Raw genomic sequence first — 13,269 nt, forward strand, 5'->3', positions numbered from 1 at the left:
CGAGGCTTGAGCGGGGCCCAGTTGCGGCTTCCTAGGCTGGCGGGCATGGACACTCTGGATGCCGCCGCCGAGTTGGAGCGGCTCGCCGCCGCCAAGTACCTGCTGTTCACCACCTACCGGAGGAACGGCACTCCGGTCGCCACCCCGGTGTGGGTCGCGCGCGACGGGGACGCGCTGGTCTTCACCACCGTCACCAAGACCGGCAAGGTCAAGCGCCTGCGCAACCGTTCGGACGTGCTGGTCGGGCCCAGCGACATCCGCGGGAACCTGCTCGGCGCCCAGGTGCCGGCCACCGCGGTGCTGGACCCCGACCGGGCGCCCGCCTACCGGAAGCTGCTGCGGCGCAAGTACGGCCTGCTGTGCGCGGTGGCGCTGACCGCCAACGTGCTGCGCTTCGGCAAGGGCGGCACCATCGGGGTGCGGGTCACCTTCGGGTGACCGTCGGGGCCGTCGGGGCCGTCAGGGCCGTCGCCGGGTGGCCGAAATCGCGCGTTCCGGTTCGAACGACCGTCGGAATGTGAGCAGTTCGGCAATCCGGCTGAACGGCGACGACCGGAGCTGTACGCTGCCGGGCATGTGCGCTGCCACCCGGATCCACCCCGACGGGCCGGTGGTCGACGCGGCCCTGGTGCGGCGGCTGATCGCCGCCCAGTTCCCGCAGTGGGAGCGCCTCCCGGTCACCCCCGCCGCCACCTCCGGGGCGGACAACGCGATGTTCCGCCTCGGGCCCGAACTCGCCGTCCGGCTGCCCCGGGTGGAGTGGGCCGCCGGGGGCCTGCGGCGGGAGCAGCAGTGGCTCTCCCGGCTGGCCCCGCGGCTGCCGCTGCCCGTCCCGGCACCGCTCGCGGTCGGCCGGCCCGCCGCCGGCTACCCGTGGGAGTGGTCCGTCCTGCACTGGCTGGACGGCGCCAACCCGGTCGTCCACGCCCTGGCCGCACCCCAGGCGCTGGCCCGCGACCTGGCCGGCTTCGTCAACGCCCTGCGCGCCGTCGACCCGGCCGACGCCCCCGTCTCCCAGCGCAGCGTCCCGCTCGCCTCCCGCGACGGCGCCACCCGCGCGGCCATCGCCCAGCTCTCCGGCTCGATCGACACCGACGCCGCGACCGCCCTGTGGGACAAGGCACTTCGACTGCCCGACTACGCCGGCCCGCCGGTCTGGCTGCACGGCGACCTCACCCCCGGCAACCTGCTGCTCACCGGCGCCGGCCGGCTCGCCGCCGTCATCGACTTCGCCCTGATGGGCGTCGGCGACCCGACCGCCGACCTGATCGCCGCCTGGAACCTGCTGCCCGCCACCGCCCGCCCCGCCTTCCGCGCCGCCCTCCACGCGGACGAGGCCATGTGGGCCCGCGGCCGCGCCTGGGCGTTCTCCCTCGCCCTGGTGACGATCCCGTACTACCGCCACACCGACCAGGCCCTGACCGCCAACGCCCGCCACGTCGTCCGCGAGGTCCTCGCCGACCGCGGCGTGTAGGGCAGGGCGGTGCCCGTCACCACTCCCGGGGCTCGACCATCTCCTCCACGTCCGCGTCCTCGAAGCCGTAGGCCGAGGCGATGATCCAGAAGGCCTCGGCGATGTCCTCCCGCGCCGCCGTCTCGATCTCGCTCCCCGCCGCCTTCAACTCCGTGTCCAGACGGTTGAACTCCTCCGCGGCGGCGTGGGAGAGCACGTACAGCGTCGGCAGGTCCGCCGGCCGCTCGGCCTCGATCCGCTCGCACAGCCGCACCAGGATGGCCCTGCCCTTGGCCACGAGGTGGTCGGGGAAGTACGGGTCCTCGGACATCTCCCGCAGGAACTCCTGCTCCGTCACCTGCTCGTTCGTGATCGCCATGACGCCCTTTCCGTCCCTCCGAAGAACCGACGTGCCGATCCTGCCCGACACCACTGACAGACGGCGGCGCCCGGGCCGGCCGCCGCCGCTCCCCCGGCCCGGCGGCGCTTGACGCGCTGGTTAGAGTGCCGCGCATGACCACACGTCACATCGAGTTCGAGGCCCTGCACAACTTCCGCGACCTGGGCGGCTACCCGGGCGCCGGCGGGCGGTCCGTCCGGTGGGGGCTGGTGTACCGCTCCGACTCGCTCGGCAAGCTCGGCTCCCCCGCCGATCTGGACCGGCTCCGGGCGCTCGGCGTGCGGACCGTGATCGACCTCCGCTACCCCTGGGAGATCGCCGCCAAGGGCCGGGTGCCCGGGTTCGAGGGCCTGGAGTACCACAACCTCTCGATCGAGCACCGCCCGTACGACCAGGCCGAGATCGACCCGGAGGTCGACCCCTGGCGCCACCTCGCCGACCGCTTCGCCGAGGTCGCCGAGGACGGGGTGAAGGAGATCCGCCAGGCGCTGGACGTGATCACGGCCGCCGAGGCCCCGGTGGTCTTCCACTGCGCCTCCGGCAAGGACCGCACCGGGCTGATCGCCGCCCTGCTGCTCACCCTGCTCGGCGTCGGCGAGGACGACATCGCCGCCGACTTCGCCCTCACCGAGCTCGCCACCGCGCACTTCGTCGCCGAGTGGCACGCCGCCCACCCCGGCCGCACCCTGCGCTGGCCCGGCTACGGGCGCGCCCCGGAGGCCGTCATCCGGCTCACCCTCGCCGACCTCGCCGACCGCCACGGCTCGGTCGGGGCCTACCTCACCGGCGCCCTCGGCATCGACCGCGCGCAGATCGACACCCTGCGCGCCCGCCTGCTGACCGACTGAGCCCCGCCACCCCGCACGGGAGGTCGGCCGGCCCGACGTCCCGTGCGCGGACGCCCCCGAAACGCCCTCGCCCGGCGGAGCGGCGCCTGGCAGCATGCCGCCATGCCCACGCCGAGCCCCGACCCGGACTACAGCGTCACCACCGGGTACGACCTGTCCGACGACGCCTACTTCCTCGAACTGCGGCTCAGGGCGGACCCGCGGGCCCTGGTCGCCGCGGTCGTCCCCGACGAGGACCCGGCGCGGGAGCCGACGATCAGCCTCGACCCGCGGGGGCGGGCCGTCGACATCCCGTACGAGGTGATGCGCTGGTTCCTGCGGCTGGTCGAGGAGGAGGCCGACGCCGTCCGCGCCTGGATGCGGCTGCGCCCCGAACTCGTCGCGCTCGTCCACCGGTTGCGCCGGGAGCACCAGGGCGTGATCGACGACGAGGGGTTCCCGGGCGTCCTGGCGGAGGTCCGCGCCGCCGTGCCGGAGGCCGACGTCGCCACCGTGCTCCGGGCCGTCTTCGGGGCGGAGGGCGAGCGGCTGCTCCGGGGGTCGGGGGTGCGATAACCCGGTGGCGGCCGGGGGTGGTTGCGAAGGAGGATGCCGGGCATGACCGAGCAACCCGTGCGATGGACCGAGGCGACCGTCTACCCCGACATGTGGGCCGACCCGGACGACGACCCCCGCAACAGCGAGGGTCCGAGCCCGGACGGCGAACTCGCCACCCTCCAGGACTACCTGACGAACTACCGGCTGACCCTGCGGATGAAGTGCGACGGCCTGGCCCCGGAGCAGCTGGCCCGCCGCTCGGTGCCGCCGTCCACGATGTCGCTGCTCGGCCTGGTCCGGCACCTGGCCCGGGTGGAACGGGACTGGCGGAACTGGATCACCGACGGCGAGCCGCTGCCCAAGCTGTACGGCGGGCGGGACGCGGACTTCGACGGGGCCGTCGGCGAGCAGGCCGTGGTGGACGCCGCGTTCCACGACCTGGAGCGCGAACAGGCCGCGCTGGACGCCGCGTTGGCCGGGTACCAGGACCTGGGCGAGCGGGTCGGGAAGGACCGGCTCTCGATCCGGGAGCTGCAGGTGCACCGGATCGAGGAGTACGCCCGCCACTGCGGCCACGCCGACCTGCTGCGCGAGTGCGTGGACGGCCGGGTGGGCCAGTAGCGCCTCAGCGCCGGCGGCCGCTCCGACCGGGGCGGCCGCCGCCCTTGCCCGCACGGGGCCCGGCCCCGGCGCCCGCGGCCGCCGCCGGGGCGGTCTCGGGCCAGTGGGCGGGCCGGGTGAGGCCGGCCGGAAGGCGGGTGGTGGCGTCGCCGCGGGCGGCGTCGAGCTGGGCCTGGGTGAGGAAGAGGGCCGTGCTGAGGTCGGCGCCGGCCAGGGCGGCGTCCCGAAGGTCGGCGCCGACCAGGTCGGCGAGGCGCAGGTCCGCGCCGGAGAGGTCGGCCGCGACGAGCAGGGCGCCGCGCAGGTTGGCGCCCCGCAGGTCGGCGCCGCGCAGGCGGGCGCCGAAGAGGTCGGCGCCGCGCAGCTCGCGGCGGCGCGGGACGGCCGCGCGGACCAGTTCGCCGGCCCGCAGCAGCAGCTCGCTGACCCGCTGCCGGTGGGCCGGGACGTCGACGGCGAGGATCTCCTCGGGGGTACCGCCGGCCAGCCGGTCGGTCTCCGCCAGCGCCTGCCGCAGTTCGTCGTGGACGGGCTGGGCGGGGGCGAAGGTGAGCGCCTCGGTGAGGTACCGGAGCAGCTCGTGCAGCTGCCGCACGACCGGGAAGACGTCGAACATCGCCTTGGCGCTGTCCGGCTCCTCGCGCCAGCTGCGGCCGCCGAAGGTCACCTGGGAGACCCGCTGCCCGGCGCCGAAGCAGTCGTAGACGGTGCAGCCCTGGAAGCCCTTGTCGCGCAGCCGCACGTGGATGCCGCAGCTGAAGTCGGTCTGGAGGTTGTGGCAGGGGCTGCCGGCCTGCTTGTTCATGGCGAAGTCGGACCCGGCGGCGAACGGCAGGGCGACGCAGCAGAGCCCGAAGCAGCTGCCGCAGTCGGCCCGGAGCGCGGTCGGCTGCGGGGTCGGTGGCGGGGTCGGCGCGGCCGCCGTCTGGTCCTGCGGCGACTCGGTCTCGCGCACGTTCCGGGGTCCTTCCAGCAGCGGGGCGCCGGTCGGCGCGGTGAACCCCGGAATCCTACTGGGCAGACGACCCTCGGCGCCGGTAAGCTGCCCAGAGCAGTTGAGACCATTACACACGGGGGTGGGCGCCATGCGGGAACCGGACATCAGGGAACTGGTCCGGATGTGGATCTCGGGCTAGGCCGTCTCGCGCGGCTCCGCCGAGCCGGTGGACCAGCCCTGGGGCTGGAGCATCGACGTCGGCGCGCCGGTCGGCGAGGTCGGCCGGCACGTGCTGCCGGAGCCGACCGAGGCCGAGGTCCGCAAGCTCGGCGAGACCGTCACCGCGCCGACCACCTGGCTGAAGCTGTTCGCCGAGGACGCCACCGTGCGCCCCTGGCTGGACGAACGGTGGCGGCTGGACGCGCCGGGCTTCCTGATGAGCGTCCCGCTCGTCCCCGAGCGGCCCGAGGCCCCGGCCGGGTACACCGTGACCACCTGGGAGCGGGGCGGGATCCTCCGGGCGCTGGTGCGCACCGGGGACGGGCACCTCGCCGCCCGCGGCCAGGCGGGCCTGGCCGGCCCCGTGGCCGTACCGGACCAGATCACCACCGCGCCGGAGCACCGCCGCCGGGGCCTGGGCGCCCTGGTGATGCGGACGCTCCAGTCCGCCGCGCACGAGCGGGGCGCGCGCACCGGCGTGCTGGTCGGCACCCCGGAGGGGCAGGCGCTCTACACGGCGCTCGGCTGGGCCACCCACGCCCCGATGGCAAGCCTGGTCCTCGACGCGCCGGGCGTCCACGACACCGAGTAGGCCGAGGCCCGTGGCACCCGGGCGGCGGGCCTCAGCGGTACGGCAGCAGCTCCGGCCGCTTCGCCGGGCGGCCGTCGCCCGAGGAGCGGCCGGTGAGGCGGCGGCCGATCCACGGGCCGACGTGGGTACCCAGCCAGCGGGCGTCCTCGCGCAGCCGCTCGGCGCGGCCGGCCGGGGCGGCGGCGGGCAGCGGGGCGCGCCAGTCGAAGGCGGCGGGGCGGCCGAGCGCCTCCAGTACGCCCTCGGCGACCCGGCGGTGCCCCTCGGGCGACAGGTGCAGGCGGTCCTCGGCCCACAGCCGGCGGTCGTCGAAGCAGGGCGCGGAGAACAGGTCGACCACGACGAAGCCGTCCTGCCGGCCCAGCTCCTGGACGAAGGCCTTCATCCGCAGGATGGCGGGCAGCAGCCGGGCGCCGCCCGCCATCCGGCGGGTCGGGTCGGTGCTGGTGAACAGCACGACGGTCGCGCCGGTGGCGCGCAGCCCGTCGGCGCAGCGGCCGAGCAGCCGCTCGACGGCGTCGATGTCGCAGCCGGGGCGCAGCACGTCGTTGAGGCCGCCGGCCAGGGTGACCAGCTCGGCGCCCATCGCGGCGGCGGGGGCGAGCTGCTCGTCGTGGATCTGGCCGATGAGCTTGCCGCGGACGGCGAGGTTGGCGTACCGGAAGCCGGTGCCCGCGGACTCCGGCTCGGCGTGCTCAGCGTGCTCAGAGCCTTCGCTGTGCTCAGAGCGTTCGGCGCGCCCAGAGCGTTCGGCGTGCTCGGCGGCCAGTGCCGAGGCGACCCGGTCGGCCCAGCCCCGGTAGTGGCCGTCCGGCAGCAGGTCGTCGCACATGCCCTCGGTGAAGGAGTCGCCGACGGCGACGTAGCTGCGGTAGGGGGTGGGCACGGGCTGGCCTCCGCTCTCCCGGGATGACTCCGGCGGTTCGACGATCCGACGATCGTACGTGCGTGCCCGTCCGGAACCACAGCGGGCCCCGGCGGCTCCGACGGACCCCCGGCGAACCCCGGCGACCACCGGCGAACCTCGGCGCTCATCGCACGCCGATCGTTCGTTTATCGGCCCGGGCCATCCTGAGCCCACGGGGCGGCGGTCGGCGACGGGGGCCTTGCCGCCGCCCCAACCAGGCCACCATGCCCGCCGCAGGCACCGCGCCCACCGCGACGGTCAGCCCGTCACGGCCACCGCCTCCTCGCCGGCCTCCTCACCGGCCTCCTCGCCCGCCTTCCGGGGCGTGAACCAGTGCTCGCGCACGGCGTCGGTGGGCCGCTGCTCGCCGAGGGCGGCCAGGCCCCACTCCCCCAGCGCCTCGACGACCGGCCGCAGTTCGCGGCCGCGCCCGGTCAGCTCGTAGACGGTCGCGTTGGCGGGCCGCTCCAGTCGGCGGCGGGCGATCAGTCCGTCGCCCTCCAGCTGCTTGAGCCGGGCGGCCAGGATGTCGGTGGAGACGCCGGGCAGGTCGGCGTGCAGGTCGGTGTAGCGGCGCGGGCCGCCGAGGAGCTCACGGACGATCAGGAGGCTCCAGCGCTCCCCCACCGCGTCCAGGGCGCGGGCGACGGCGCAGTACTGGTCGTAGCTTCGGCGTGACATGCGGATCAGCATAGCCAAGAGGTTGGACTTTCCAAGTACTCACTTGGTAGAACAAAGCTGAAGCAACGGAGCGGTGGTGACGGTCGGGAGGCCGCAGATGGAGTTTCGACAGTCCAGCAAGCTCAATGACGTGTGCTACGAGATCCGGGGCCCGGTGGTCGACCAGGCCAACGCCCTGGAGGAGGCCGGGCACAGCGTGCTGCGGCTGAACACCGGCAACCCCGCCCCCTTCGGCTTCGAGGCGCCCGAGGAGATCCTCCAGGACATCATCCGCAACCTGCCCAAGGCGCACGGCTACAGCGACTCGCGCGGCATCCTGCCGGCCCGTCGCGCGGTGGTGCAGTACTACCAGCAGCGCGGGGTCGAGGGCGTCACCGTCAACGACGTCTACCTCGGCAACGGCGTCTCCGAGCTGATCCAGATGGCCGTCACCGCGCTCGTGGACGACGGCGACGAGGTGCTCGTGCCGATGCCCGACTACCCGCTCTGGACGGCCGTGGTCCGGCTGGCCGGCGGCAAGGCCGTGCACTACCTGTGCGACGAGCAGGCCGAGTGGTACCCGGACCTGGACGACATCGCCGCCAAGATCACCGCCCGCACCAAGGCGATCGTCGTCATCAACCCCAACAACCCCACCGGCGCGGTCTACCCGAAGGAACTGCTGGAGGGCATCCTCGACCTGGCCCGCCGCCACCACCTGATGGTGCTGGCCGACGAGATCTACGACAAGATCCTCTACGACGACACCGAGCACCACTGCCTGGCCGCCCTGGCCGACGACGTCCTCACCCTCACCTTCAACGGCCTCTCCAAGGCCTACCGGGTGGCCGGCTTCCGCAGCGGCTGGCTGGTCGTCTCCGGGCCCCGGCAGCACGCCACCGACTACCTGGAGGGCCTGACCATGCTCTCCGGCATGCGGCTGTGCCCCAACGTGCCCGCCCAGTACGCCGTGCAGGCCGCGCTCGGCGGCCACCAGTCCATCAACGACCTGGTGCTGCCCGGCGGCCGGCTCACCGAGCAGCGCGACATCGCGGTCAAGGCGCTCAACGAGATCCCCGGCGTCAGCTGCGTCAAGCCCAAGGGCGCGCTGTACGCCTTCGCCAGGCTGGACCCGGCGGTGCACCGGATCGTCGACGACGAGCGGTTCGTGCTGGACCTGCTGCTGCGCGAGAAGATCCACGTCGTCCAGGGCACCGGCTTCAACTGGCCCCGCCCGGACCACTTCCGCTTCGTCACCCTGCCCCGGGCCGACGACCTGGAGACGGCCATCAACCGGATCGGGCGCTTCCTCGCGACGTACCGGCAGAGCTGACCGCCTAGGCTCTGGGTCGTGACCGTCCTGCGCTCCATCGCCCTGTTCGTCCTCGCCGCCCTCGCCGAGATCGGCGGCTGCTGGCTGGTCTGGCAGAGCGTGCGCGAGCAACGGCCGTGGTGGCTGGCCGGGGTGGGCGTGGTGGTGCTCGGCGCGTACGGCTTCGTCGCGGCCCTGCAGCCGGACAGCCACTTCGGCCGGGTGCTGGCCGCGTACGGCGGGGTGTTCGTGGCCGGCTCGCTGTTGTGGGGCATGGCCGTGGACGGCTTCCGGCCGACCCGCTACGACGTGCTGGGCGCGCTGATCTGCCTGGCCGGGGTCGCCGTCATCATGTACGGCCCCCGGCGCTGAACGCACCGGTGCCCCGGTGTCGGACCCATCTCCGACACCGGGGCACCGTCACGACCGCCGGGCCCCGTCACCCTCGCCGGGGCCCCGTCGCGACCGGCGGGGACTACCAGCCCCAGCCGCCGCCCTGGCCGTCGTCGTCCCGGTCCGAGTCCCAGCCCTCGCCGACCGTGCGCAGGATCGTGTAGTTGTCGATCTGCGTGCCGTCCTCGGCCAGCGCGGTGACCTTCATGACCGACTTCTGGCCCAGGTGCTTCGGGGTGACGTCGACCTTGATGAAGGAGTAGCCGGTGTAGCGCACCCGCGACCACTGGATGGTCTCGGGGGTCTTCACCTTGCCCTTGCTCCAGTAGTAGGTCTTGACCTCGTCCTGGTGGTTCTCGTGCCCCTCGTAGGTGTCCGGCACGTCGAACTTGTACAGGCTGCGGCCGGCCGCGCCCGCGGTGACGTAGACCACGCCGTCCTTGGCCGGCTCGATGGTGGCGCCGCTCGGCACCTGCTTCGAGACCTTGTTGCCGAGGATCGCGTCGGTGCGCTCGTAGATGTGGTTGTGGCCGTTGATGACCAGGTCCACCCGGTACTTCTCGAACAGCGGCACCCAGGCCTCGCGGACACCGCCCTCGGAGGCGTGCGCGACGGTGGTGGAGAAGGCGCAGTGGTGGAAGAAGACCACGACGAAGTCGATGGTCTCGTCGTTGCGCAGGTCCTTGAGGGTGCGCTCCAGCCACTTGGTCTGCTTGTTCGCCGAGATGCCCAGGTTGGCCGGGATCTCGTAGGAGACGTCGTTGGCGTCCAGCGAGATGACGCCGACGTTCTTGTAGCGGAAGGTGTAGACGCCGGGGACCTGGCGCGGGTCCGGGCCGTTGTTCGGCAGGAAGAAGCGGGCGTTCTCGCCGCCGTAGCCGTTCGGCGAGTACCAGGCCTCGATGTCGTGGTTGCCGTACGCGACCATCCACGGGATCTCGGCGGCGACCGTCTCGGTCTGCACCAGGAAGTCGTCCCAGGTCTTCGCGTTGAAGACGGACTTGTCCGGGTCGGTGCCGGAACCGGCCGGGTCGGCGTAGCAGATGTCGCCGGCGTGCAGGTGGAAGGCCGGGTTCTGGGCCTTGATGATGTGGTCGTTGCCCGCCGCGTGCGCGCTGACGCCCTGGTCGCCGAAGGCGGTGAAGGTGAACGGCTCGTACACCTTGCCCCAGCGGTGGTCGCGGGACGGCGCGGTGCGGAAGGTGTGCAGGGTGGAGATCTGCTGCTGCGCGGCCGGGTCGAAGCCCTCGTGGCCGACACCGTAGTAGTAGGTGGTGTCGGGGCGCAGGTCCTCCAGCGCCACGTGCAGGTAGTACTGGTCCACCGGCTGGCTGTTCGGGGTCAGCGCCGGGGTGTGCAGGGCGCGGACCTCGGCCTGGACCTTGTGGCTCAGCTCCCACGGGGTCTTGCCGAAGCGCAGGAACGGCTTCTTGACCGGGGCCGGGACCTGCCAGGAGATACGGAACTGGGTGTCCGGCTCCGGGCCGAACTGGAGGTGACGGCCGATCGGCGCGACCAGCGAGCCGTCGATGCCGCTGGTCGTGCCACCGGTCAGCAGCTGCGGGCCGGCCGGGGCAGCGAAGGCCGTGCCGCTGCCCAGCGCGCCACCGACGGCGACGGCGCCCACGGTCACGGCACCGGCGCGCAGCATCCGGCGGCGGGAGAAGCGGGCCCGCAGGTACTCGTGCTGCTCGGCCATGCTCATGCGGTCGGCAAGCTTGGCCGGCACGCCCATGTTGGGGATATCCATGCGCGGGACTCTTCCAGCGGCGCGTTGATCGCGCACGGACGCCGGGTGAACGGGTCGCAGCGTACCGCCCATTCGAACGCCAATGTTCGACCATGGTTTGGCAAAGGCCGTGTCCGCACCGTTCCGACGCCGCATCATGGCCCCCATCCGCCCCGTGGCCTGAGCGGGCGTCGGAGGAAGCGCGGACAGCGTTCGGGCCTGGTCAGCCGGAGCGCTCGTCCCACTGGGTGGCGGTCCGGTTGCCGGTGCCGTCGCAGGTGCGGCAGATCTCGTCCCGGTAGGCGTGCTTGGCGCCGGTCGCGTCCACCCGGTAGCGCACGTACACCCCGGTGCCGTCGCAGAGGAAGCAGTTGCCGCCCCCGCCGCCCACCTCGGTGGTGCCGGTGCCCTGGCAGGTCCGGCAGCTGAGGCCAGCGGTCCGGCCGGTGCCCGCGCAGATGCGGCAGACCGTCGTCATCGGCTTCCTCCCTCGCGCGGAAACGGCTCGGCGCCGTCCGGAAGGGCCCGACACCACCGGTCATGGTAGTGGTGAAGGCACCCGGACCGACCCGGGTTCGGCCCGGGTAGACATGATCCGACGATCATCCTGTAGGACCAACGGCCGACCTCGGCCGGGGCCCGACCTCACTCCGGCAGACCTGTCCTCACTCCGGCAGGCCCTCGCGGACCCGCCGGGACACCGAGATCAGCTGGAGGTCCAGCAGCCCCGGCGGATCGGCCAGGCCCGGGCCGCCCGCGCGCACCCAGGCGCCGATCTCGTCGATCATGTCGTCCATCAGCACGAAGCCCAACCAGACCGGTCGGCCGCCCGCCGCCCGGCCCTCCGCCGAGGGGCCGACCACCACCACGTTCGACTGGGTGCACACGTCCAGGCACTTGACCGCCCGGACCCGGCCCGCCGAGCCCACCGCCGTCCGCAGCCGCTCGTACTGGCCCGCGTGGTCCACCCCCGGGTGCTTGGCCTCGGTGCCGCAGCAGCAGCCCCGGCAGACCGTCACGGTCACGGGGGCACCGGCGCCCCGCTTGCGGTCCCGGGCACCGTCGCGCTCTCGGCGGCTCATCGGCTCTGCTCCCCCTCGTGGTCGGCGGCGCGCTCCGCACCGGCCCCCGCACTGTACCCGCAGGCCAGCGGGCATCCCAGACCCTTAGGATGCGCACGGCCCACGGGCCACCACACGACACACGCGCGACAAGGGGAGGACGGCCTGATGCCGAAGCGAAGGGGCCGCCGCGGTACATGGATATCGGTGGCCGTGGGAGTGGTCGGGATCCTGTGCGCCGTGCTCGGGTTCGCCGTGGTCGGCTCCGGCTACGGCTATCACCGCATGACGGGCGACACGATGTCGCCGGAGCTGCGGTCGGGCACCGGGCTCTGGACCGAACGGGTCCAGCCCGCGGACGTGCGCCACGGCGAGGTCTACGCCGTCGACTCCCCCTGGACGCTGCAGGGCATCGTCATCCAGCGGGCCATGGCCCTGGGCGGCGACCGCATCGCCTGCGCGAACGGGCAGTTCAGCCTCAACGGGAAGCCGGTCGACGAGCCGCCGGCCCGGCAGGTCCACACCTGCTACCTCGACTTCGACGTCACCGTCCCGCCGGGCCGGGCCTTCCTCATGGGGGACGTCCGCGGCGACGCCTTCGACTCCCGGATCAACCTGGCCGACCAGCAGGGCACCGTCGACCTCGCCAAGGTCGGCGAGCGGGTGGTGTGGCACAGCGGCGCCGACTCCGAGGCCCTGCCCGGCAAGCTCGCCGGCGCGCTCGTCGTGGCCGCGCTCGGGCTGCTGCTGGCCCTCGTAGGCCTGATCGCGGCGATCGTCTTCGCCGTCCGCGGCCGGGCCGCCCGGCCCCTGGGGCTGGAGCCGCCGGCCACCTTCTGACGCCGTCGCCACCCGTCGGCGCCCGGTCGACCAGCACTACGCAGCCAGGCCCTGACCGCCGGTTCCCGACCGGCCGGCCCTCGGTCTCACCGACGGCGGGCCGGTCAGTCCACTCGCAGGACACGGGAGACGTAGACCCGGGGCGGGTCCGCGTCCTCGTTCACCGCGTACTCCACCAGCCCGAGGTCCCGGCGCAGCGGGGCCGAGTGCATCCCGGGCCGGCCGGGCACCGGCATGCTCAGGCGGGGGAACGGATCCTCCCGCAGGTCGACCAGGAAGGCCACGACCGCCGAGAACACGTCGGCCGGCGTGCCAGGGTCGCCGAGGAACTCCTCCACGGCCGGGGAGACGGTGATCGGGTCGTCGTCGTCCGGGAACTCGTCGTAGCCGCTCACAGGGCCCCGAGCCGGCGCAGGACCGCGGAAGCGGAGGCGCCGGGAGCGGTGCCGGCCTGGACGGCGGCGTGGATCCGGTCGCCCTCCGGGTCGCGGTACAGCTCCGCCCGCAGCCACCACCGCTTCAGTACGCCGCCGATCGTCTCGATGTCGGCTTCGCCCATCTCCCGGTAGAACTCCATGCGCTGCGCGGGCGGCAGGGCCGCGGCCACGCCGTCCTGGGTGCGGGGGACGGGCTGGCGGCTGTCGTGGTGACCGTGCAGGGGTGCTGCGCTCACCGTTCCTCCGAACGTCTCGTGCGGGCGGGACCGCTACCAGTGTCCTCCCCCAGGGGCCGGTCCGGTACCGCCTTCCGACCGCCGGGG

The 13,269-nt window shown here is 73.6% G+C and carries 17 protein-coding genes and 1 pseudogene; 9 read left to right on the forward strand and 9 right to left on the reverse strand.

Annotation, left to right across the window (positions count from 1 at the left end; genetic code table 11):
* The first annotated feature begins 45 nt into the window (after window positions 1–45).
* Entirely contained in the window at window positions 46–438 is a 393-nt protein-coding gene (locus ACFVXH_RS00825; RefSeq protein ID WP_074002216.1) for a PPOX class F420-dependent oxidoreductase, read from the forward strand.
* A gap of 136 nt (window positions 439–574) precedes the next feature.
* Window positions 575–1,474: an aminoglycoside phosphotransferase family protein gene (locus ACFVXH_RS00830; RefSeq protein ID WP_380744929.1), complete on the forward strand. Its 900-nt coding sequence runs from the start codon at window positions 575–577 to the stop codon at window positions 1,472–1,474.
* A gap of 16 nt (window positions 1,475–1,490) precedes the next feature.
* Here ACFVXH_RS00830 and ACFVXH_RS00835 read toward each other — a convergent pair whose 3' ends face one another.
* On the reverse strand, window positions 1,491–1,832 hold the full coding sequence (locus ACFVXH_RS00835) for a DUF5713 family protein (RefSeq protein WP_375873875.1): 342 nt from the start codon (window positions 1,830–1,832) through the stop codon (window positions 1,491–1,493).
* Between the two features lie 134 nt (window positions 1,833–1,966).
* Between ACFVXH_RS00835 and ACFVXH_RS00840 the strand changes: the two genes are divergently transcribed.
* The 3 genes from ACFVXH_RS00840 to ACFVXH_RS00850 all read left to right on the forward strand — a co-directional run bounded on the left by ACFVXH_RS00840 (window position 1,967) and on the right by ACFVXH_RS00850 (window position 3,859).
* A complete protein-coding gene (locus ACFVXH_RS00840) occupies window positions 1,967–2,701 on the forward strand; it encodes a tyrosine-protein phosphatase (protein WP_380781733.1) in 735 nt (244 codons plus the stop codon).
* Window positions 2,702–2,803: 102 nt separating this feature from the next.
* Window positions 2,804–3,256, forward strand: a complete 453-nt coding sequence (locus ACFVXH_RS00845; RefSeq protein ID WP_387819395.1) for a hypothetical protein — start codon at window positions 2,804–2,806, stop codon at window positions 3,254–3,256.
* Window positions 3,257–3,298: 42 nt separating this feature from the next.
* Window positions 3,299–3,859 (forward strand): DinB family protein, encoded by a 561-nt coding sequence (locus tag ACFVXH_RS00850; protein ID WP_079272064.1) that lies wholly within the window; start codon window positions 3,299–3,301, stop codon window positions 3,857–3,859.
* 4 nt (window positions 3,860–3,863) lie between these two features.
* Here ACFVXH_RS00850 and ACFVXH_RS00855 read toward each other — a convergent pair whose 3' ends face one another.
* Window positions 3,864–4,814, reverse strand: coding sequence for a pentapeptide repeat-containing protein (locus ACFVXH_RS00855; protein ID WP_387819397.1), 951 nt, complete (start codon window positions 4,812–4,814; stop codon window positions 3,864–3,866).
* A 208-nt stretch (window positions 4,815–5,022) separates the two neighbouring features.
* On the opposite strand from ACFVXH_RS00855, the gene ACFVXH_RS00860 reads away from it, so the two are divergent.
* A complete protein-coding gene (locus ACFVXH_RS00860) occupies window positions 5,023–5,607 on the forward strand; it encodes a GNAT family N-acetyltransferase (RefSeq protein ID WP_387819399.1) in 585 nt (194 codons plus the stop codon).
* A 31-nt stretch (window positions 5,608–5,638) separates the two neighbouring features.
* On the opposite strand, the gene ACFVXH_RS00865 is transcribed toward ACFVXH_RS00860, so the two are convergent.
* Window positions 5,639–6,493, reverse strand: a complete 855-nt coding sequence (locus tag ACFVXH_RS00865; protein ID WP_387819401.1) for an SGNH/GDSL hydrolase family protein — start codon at window positions 6,491–6,493, stop codon at window positions 5,639–5,641.
* Window positions 6,494–6,841: 348 nt separating this feature from the next.
* A pseudogene (locus ACFVXH_RS00870) lies at window positions 6,842–7,195 on the reverse strand (winged helix-turn-helix transcriptional regulator); the annotation flags it as partial.
* A 97-nt stretch (window positions 7,196–7,292) separates the two neighbouring features.
* Between ACFVXH_RS00870 and ACFVXH_RS00875 the strand changes: the two are divergent.
* Complete coding sequence (locus ACFVXH_RS00875; RefSeq protein ID WP_049652769.1) at window positions 7,293–8,507, forward strand: pyridoxal phosphate-dependent aminotransferase; 1,215 nt, start codon at window positions 7,293–7,295, stop codon at window positions 8,505–8,507.
* An 18-nt stretch (window positions 8,508–8,525) separates the two neighbouring features.
* Window positions 8,526–8,858 carry a YnfA family protein gene (locus ACFVXH_RS00880; RefSeq protein WP_380663970.1) on the forward strand — a complete coding sequence of 111 codons (333 nt, stop codon included), beginning with the start codon at window positions 8,526–8,528 and terminating at the stop codon, window positions 8,856–8,858.
* A gap of 103 nt (window positions 8,859–8,961) precedes the next feature.
* Here the strand turns inward: ACFVXH_RS00880 and ACFVXH_RS00885 are convergent, their stop codons facing one another.
* From ACFVXH_RS00885 to ACFVXH_RS00895, 3 genes are all read right to left on the reverse strand, one after another.
* A complete protein-coding gene (locus tag ACFVXH_RS00885) occupies window positions 8,962–10,629 on the reverse strand; it encodes a metallophosphoesterase family protein (RefSeq protein WP_079272061.1) in 1,668 nt (555 codons plus the stop codon).
* Window positions 10,630–10,831: 202 nt separating this feature from the next.
* Window positions 10,832–11,086 (reverse strand): hypothetical protein, encoded by a 255-nt coding sequence (locus ACFVXH_RS00890; protein WP_049652766.1) that lies wholly within the window; start codon window positions 11,084–11,086, stop codon window positions 10,832–10,834.
* A gap of 187 nt (window positions 11,087–11,273) precedes the next feature.
* The gene (locus tag ACFVXH_RS00895) at window positions 11,274–11,690 is read right to left on the reverse strand and encodes a hypothetical protein (protein ID WP_049652764.1); all 417 of its coding nucleotides are present in this window, start codon (window positions 11,688–11,690) and stop codon (window positions 11,274–11,276) included.
* Between the two features lie 186 nt (window positions 11,691–11,876).
* Here ACFVXH_RS00895 and lepB point away from each other — a divergent pair, with 186 nt between their 5' ends.
* Window positions 11,877–12,509, forward strand: a complete 633-nt coding sequence (gene lepB, locus ACFVXH_RS00900; RefSeq protein ID WP_387819405.1) for a signal peptidase I — start codon at window positions 11,877–11,879, stop codon at window positions 12,507–12,509.
* 104 nt (window positions 12,510–12,613) lie between these two features.
* On the opposite strand, the gene ACFVXH_RS00905 is transcribed toward lepB, so the two are convergent.
* Complete coding sequence (locus ACFVXH_RS00905; RefSeq protein WP_387819407.1) at window positions 12,614–12,904, reverse strand: hypothetical protein; 291 nt, start codon at window positions 12,902–12,904, stop codon at window positions 12,614–12,616.
* A complete protein-coding gene (locus ACFVXH_RS00910; protein ID WP_375873880.1) occupies window positions 12,901–13,182 on the reverse strand; it encodes a hypothetical protein in 282 nt (93 codons plus the stop codon). Before ACFVXH_RS00910 ends, ACFVXH_RS00905 begins: the two co-directional genes overlap by 4 nt.
* Window positions 13,183–13,269 lie beyond the last annotated feature (87 nt).

The organism is Kitasatospora sp. NPDC058184, from assembly GCF_042883725.1.
In the GTDB taxonomy this organism is placed as follows: Bacteria; Actinomycetota; Actinomycetes; order Streptomycetales; family Streptomycetaceae; genus Kitasatospora.

Bases quoted from the DNA above. Each gene is read 5' to 3' on its own strand.
- ACFVXH_RS00825 (WP_074002216.1), top strand. From the start codon at position 46: ATGGACACTCTGGATGCCGCCGCCGAGTTGGAGCGGCTCGCCGCCGCC.
- ACFVXH_RS00830 (WP_380744929.1), top strand. From the start codon at position 575: ATGTGCGCTGCCACCCGGATCCACCCCGACGGGCCGGTGGTCGACGCG.
- ACFVXH_RS00850 (WP_079272064.1), top strand. From the start codon at position 3,299: ATGACCGAGCAACCCGTGCGATGGACCGAGGCGACCGTCTACCCCGAC.
- ACFVXH_RS00890 (WP_049652766.1), bottom strand. From the start codon at position 11,086: ATGACGACGGTCTGCCGCATCTGCGCGGGCACCGGCCGGACCGCTGGC.
- ACFVXH_RS00840 (WP_380781733.1), top strand. From the start codon at position 1,967: ATGACCACACGTCACATCGAGTTCGAGGCCCTGCACAACTTCCGCGAC.
- ACFVXH_RS00845 (WP_387819395.1), top strand. From the start codon at position 2,804: ATGCCCACGCCGAGCCCCGACCCGGACTACAGCGTCACCACCGGGTAC.
- ACFVXH_RS00895 (WP_049652764.1), bottom strand. From the start codon at position 11,690: ATGAGCCGCCGAGAGCGCGACGGTGCCCGGGACCGCAAGCGGGGCGCC.
- ACFVXH_RS00885 (WP_079272061.1), bottom strand. From the start codon at position 10,629: ATGGATATCCCCAACATGGGCGTGCCGGCCAAGCTTGCCGACCGCATG.
- ACFVXH_RS00875 (WP_049652769.1), top strand. From the start codon at position 7,293: ATGGAGTTTCGACAGTCCAGCAAGCTCAATGACGTGTGCTACGAGATC.
- ACFVXH_RS00835 (WP_375873875.1), bottom strand. From the start codon at position 1,832: ATGGCGATCACGAACGAGCAGGTGACGGAGCAGGAGTTCCTGCGGGAG.